Genomic DNA, 4,098 nt, shown 5'->3' on the forward strand with positions numbered 1-4,098 from the left:
CATGGGCCCGACGCTGTGGCCGTAACCGGCATCGAGGCATGCCAGGGAAAAATCCATGATGCCCAGCGCCTCGGCCTCGTCGTGGAACCGGGTCAGCCAGCCACGCTCGGCCGCCCGCTTCATCGCCATGTCCTTGAGCCACGGCGTGCGCTCCTTCCGGGCAAGATGCTTCGGCGCCACGCCCTGCCCGATCCAGTGAGCCCGCCACGAGGCGATCGCCACAGCCGCCGCGCGGATGCCGCGGGCATGGGCAAGCTCGAGGGCGATGCCCTGCATCTGGAGCACCGCCACCGTGCCGTTGAAGCTGAAGGCGCGGTTATCGATGAAGGGCAGCTCCATCGCGATGCAGGTCACAGTGTGCTCATCGAGCCTCGCCTCGAGGAACCGCCGCCACGCAGTGAGGCGCTCGCCCTCATGGCCGTCCCAGTCTCCGGCGGTGTCGTGCACGCCCCAGAAGGGGCGCTGCATGCCCGGCCAGCCGACGGCCCAGCCGGTGCGGCGGAGCGCGATGTCGAGGGCAAGGACAACATGGGAGGTCATGCGCCGCGATCCTTCCAGTATGTGGCGGCGGGTCCGCAGTTGCCGGTCTCGTGGCGCTCGTAGCGGCACTGCTCCGCATGGTCCGAGAGGCGGCAGCGCAGGTAGCGGTGCGCCTTGTCGTCGGCGGAATGGAAGGAATGCACGCAGCGTGCACAGGAATCGGGCTCCTGCAGGTGGAAAGGCACGTCGATGGGAGGGAGGCCGCGGATCATCGCAGCGCCTCCGCGATCCGCCGTCCGATCCAGCGCATCACGGGCACGGCCATGGAGTTGCCGAGCGCGCGGTAGCGGGGTCCATCGGGACACTCCCCGGCGAGCCTGTTCCTCCAGGGGATCGCCGTGTATCCGTCCTCGAAGCCCTGCAGTCTTTCCGCCTCGACGGGGGTCAGCCTTCTGACCGCCATGCCGGCTGCAACGCAGGGGGCGGCATCGCCCTTCCCGGTCTCGCCGCTCTGGGCATTGAGGGCGTTCACGATGTCGCCCATATCGCCACGGCCGTTGCGGGCGATGCGGGGCTGGAAGGCATAGGCGGCAACGCCGTGCCTTGCTCCGGCCTGGAGCGTGAACATCGGATCGCCATCCGCGCCGATGCCGGTCCCGGCGCGCGGGTCGTCGTTGGACGAGGGCCCGGTTCGCTTGCCAACCTCGTTGATCGGGATGGCGACCGCCATCTGCCCGCCGCCATTGGCATGGCTCGCGCGGTGCGGCATTGCCCTGAGGGTGGGTGACAGGTCTTCCGTGGCATCGGCGCCATGGTCCTTGGAGGAGAAAGCGACCGGCACCAGCGGCGTGCCCCGGCCCGTGCCGTCTTCGCTTGCGTCGCAGCCTTCGGCGCGCAGCGCGTGGGTGACCAGCGTCTCGGTCTCGTAGTCCTGGCGGCCCATGCCGCCGGCGTTGAGGCAATGCGAAATCTCTCCCGTGGAGGCTTCGCCGACCAGCCCGGCGCCGCGCTGGCTGAACAGTTCCTGATTGCTGTAGCCGATGGCGCCGGTGTTGAAGGACTGGTTCAGGGTCGGATGCGGATGTTCTGTGCCGTCCCAGTGGCTGCGACGCTCGTCAGTGCCTGGTGCAGCGCCGCCGGCAGCGTCTTTCCCCGCTTCTCTGCGCGGCGGAGAATCCCGGCGCAGGCCTTCGAACTCAAGAAGAACCGCGGCGGGATCGAACCCCGCTCGAGCACTTGCGACAACGAACACACGGCGGCGGCGTTGGGCCAGTCCGAAGTATTGGGCATCGAGGATCCGCCACGCGACTGCGCGCGCGGGTCCAAGAGCCACACCGGCGTTCGTCCATTTGCCCCGTGGCGGAACGAAGGGGGCGTCCTCTCCAGATAGGCCCGAGAGGAAGCAGCCGAAGGCGTTGTCGCGGACCGAGAGCACGCCGGGGACGTTCTCCCAGACGATGATGGCCGGGGGCCGTCCGGCGGGACGTCGAAGAGCGTCGATCGCATGGGCCAGTCTCACAAATTCGAGGGAGAGGTTGCCGCGATCGTCATCGAGGGAGCGGCGGAGTCCGGCGATAGAGAATCCCTGGCATGGCGTGCCGCCGACCAGGATGTCGGCGCCGGCGATCCAGGCCTCGTCGCGCAGCAGCGTGAAGTCGCCATGCAGCGGCACGTCCGGATAATGATGCGCGAGCACCGCCCGGGCGAAGGGGTCGATGTCGCAGAAGGCCAGCGGCCGGAAGCCCAGCGGGCGCCAGGCAACCGTCGCGGCCTCGATCCCTGAGCAGACGGAGAGATACCTCACGGGCGCGTCTCCGCTCCGGGCATACGCACCGTCGGGATCGATTTCGGGCCGCGCAGCATCGGGGCTGTTCATTCGGTGGGCTCCAGATCGCCGTCTTCAGCAGCCCCGGCCCCGTTCGCGTCCAGCGCGATGTCGATGGGCTGGATGCGGTCGAGCAGCACCTTCTGGCCCGCCGCCCATCCTTCTTGGTGGCGGGTGCGGTGCTCGTGGGCCAGGGGATAGGCCTCATCGTCGGGATTGAGGCCGGTGATGCCCAGCACATAGCCCGCGCGGAACGCCCGCTCGCCCAGTTCGGCGCTGGAAAGAATGCTGCTGGCCGGGATGTCGAGAAGCGAGAGCTGCGTGCCGACCGGCACATCGAGCCACAGGGCGTACTGACGGATGCGGCCGATGGTGGCCAGCACAGCGTCGGGGTCCTGATCGGCGAACTTGCGCACCAGCTCGAGATCCTTGCGGACGATGCCGGCGTTGAGGGCGAGCTTCCACAGCTTGCCGAGGCGCTTCTTCGCCACGGCGAGCCTCGCCTCCTCCTTCCGGATGCGGCCGAGAAAGACCAGCACGGTGTCGGCGTCGACGGTATTCGATCCGCCGGTCTGCTTCGGGGACTCGTCCGGCAGGATCCTGCGGCGGCTTGCCGGCCGGGGTTTGTTCAGCGTCTCCAATCTGCTCCTCCATTGTTGCTCCAGCCGATCTTCACGTGGCCGTGCTGATCCTGGACAAGACAGACACGAGCCAGATGGTCGGCCGGGAGTGTCATGCCGCCTCCGGCGGACAGGCAGGCGCGGGCCTTGCCACGCCCGCGGGCCATTCAGCGCCCTCGGGCCAGTTGCGGGAGAACCACAGCATCGCCCGCTCCCAGCGTCTGGTGTTGAGATCCCGGCCGGCGGCGATCCGGTTCAGTGCCGTTCCGGAATTGAACGCCAGCGTGCTGACGCGGGCGCGGGAGAGGCCGCGGTGGGCAGCGAAGCCATCGGCGACGGCGATGAGCTGGTGTCGGAGTGTAATCATTCCGGCAATATGCGGCACTTGTGCCATTGCTGTCAACGGCAATTTTACCACTCGCATTTGCCGCGCACGCGGCTAAAATGCCGCATATGGGCAGCGACCTCTATCCCCGCATCAAGCAGCGCCTCGACGAGCTCGGCATGTCGGAGCGCGAGGCGTCGCTCTCCGTCGCCGGCAATCCAGACCTCATCCGCAATATCAAGCGTGGCAGGAGCGACAGCCTGCGCGGTCACCGGCTGCTGAAGCTTGCATCACTCCTCGGCGTCAGCGCTTCGTGGCTGATGACGGGAGAGACCGGCCACATCTCCTCGGAGGAAGTCGCCGCGGGCCTCGCCGGCGATGAGACATCCGACAACACCGGCACGAGCGCGCTTGAAGCCTACCGGGGACGGCTGCCCGGCGCCGTGCCCGAAGTCGATGCCCGGGCCGGCGCCGGAGACGGCATGGTCGGCGACGAGGAAGTCGTCACGCTGCAGCGCGGCGATTCCTTTGTCGGGCACAAGGTGCTGGCCGAGTGGATATTCCCGCCGGCCTTCCTCCGCCACGAACTGAGGGTGCAGCCCGGCGGCATCATGATCCTCGAGGTGATCGGCGACAGCATGTCCCCCACGCTGCAGTCGGGCGACCGGGTGATCATCGACACCGCGCACTCCCGGCCTGTCCCCGATGGCATCTATGTCATCGACGAGGGCGATGGTCCGATGGTGAAGCGGCTCCAGCAGATCCGCCGCTCCGAGCCCGCGGAGGTCCGGGTGATCTCCGACAACCAGCACCACGAGCCCTACACGCTCCGGCTCGAGGACATCCGC

General features: G+C 68.1%; 6 protein-coding genes. 1 reads left to right on the forward strand and 5 read right to left on the reverse strand.

The window, feature by feature from the left end:
* From ACKOED_RS02785 to ACKOED_RS02805, 5 genes are all read right to left on the reverse strand, one after another.
* Positions 1-540 (reverse strand): hypothetical protein (locus ACKOED_RS02785; protein WP_408915052.1); only part of this gene is annotated, 540 nt, incomplete at its 3' end.
* Entirely contained in the window at positions 537-752 is a 216-nt protein-coding gene (locus ACKOED_RS02790) for a hypothetical protein (RefSeq protein WP_408915053.1), read from the reverse strand. The genes ACKOED_RS02785 and ACKOED_RS02790, both read right to left, overlap by 4 nt.
* Positions 749-2,284 carry a DNA cytosine methyltransferase gene (locus ACKOED_RS02795; RefSeq protein WP_408915054.1) on the reverse strand — a complete coding sequence of 512 codons (1,536 nt, stop codon included), beginning with the start codon at positions 2,282-2,284 and terminating at the stop codon, positions 749-751. Before ACKOED_RS02795 ends, ACKOED_RS02790 begins: the two co-directional genes overlap by 4 nt.
* Positions 2,285-2,352: 68 nt before the next feature.
* Positions 2,353-2,946, reverse strand: a complete 594-nt coding sequence (locus ACKOED_RS02800) for a hypothetical protein (protein WP_408915055.1) — start codon at positions 2,944-2,946, stop codon at positions 2,353-2,355.
* A gap of 91 nt (positions 2,947-3,037) precedes the next feature.
* Positions 3,038-3,292, reverse strand: coding sequence for a hypothetical protein (locus tag ACKOED_RS02805; RefSeq protein ID WP_408915056.1), 255 nt, complete (start codon positions 3,290-3,292; stop codon positions 3,038-3,040).
* A gap of 86 nt (positions 3,293-3,378) precedes the next feature.
* Between ACKOED_RS02805 and ACKOED_RS02810 the strand changes: the two genes are divergently transcribed.
* Positions 3,379-4,098 (forward strand): S24 family peptidase (locus ACKOED_RS02810; protein ID WP_408915057.1); only part of this gene is annotated, 720 nt, incomplete at its 3' end.

Source organism: Aestuariivirga sp., from assembly GCF_046093005.1.
In the GTDB taxonomy this organism is placed as follows: domain Bacteria; phylum Pseudomonadota; class Alphaproteobacteria; order Rhizobiales; family Aestuariivirgaceae; genus Aestuariivirga.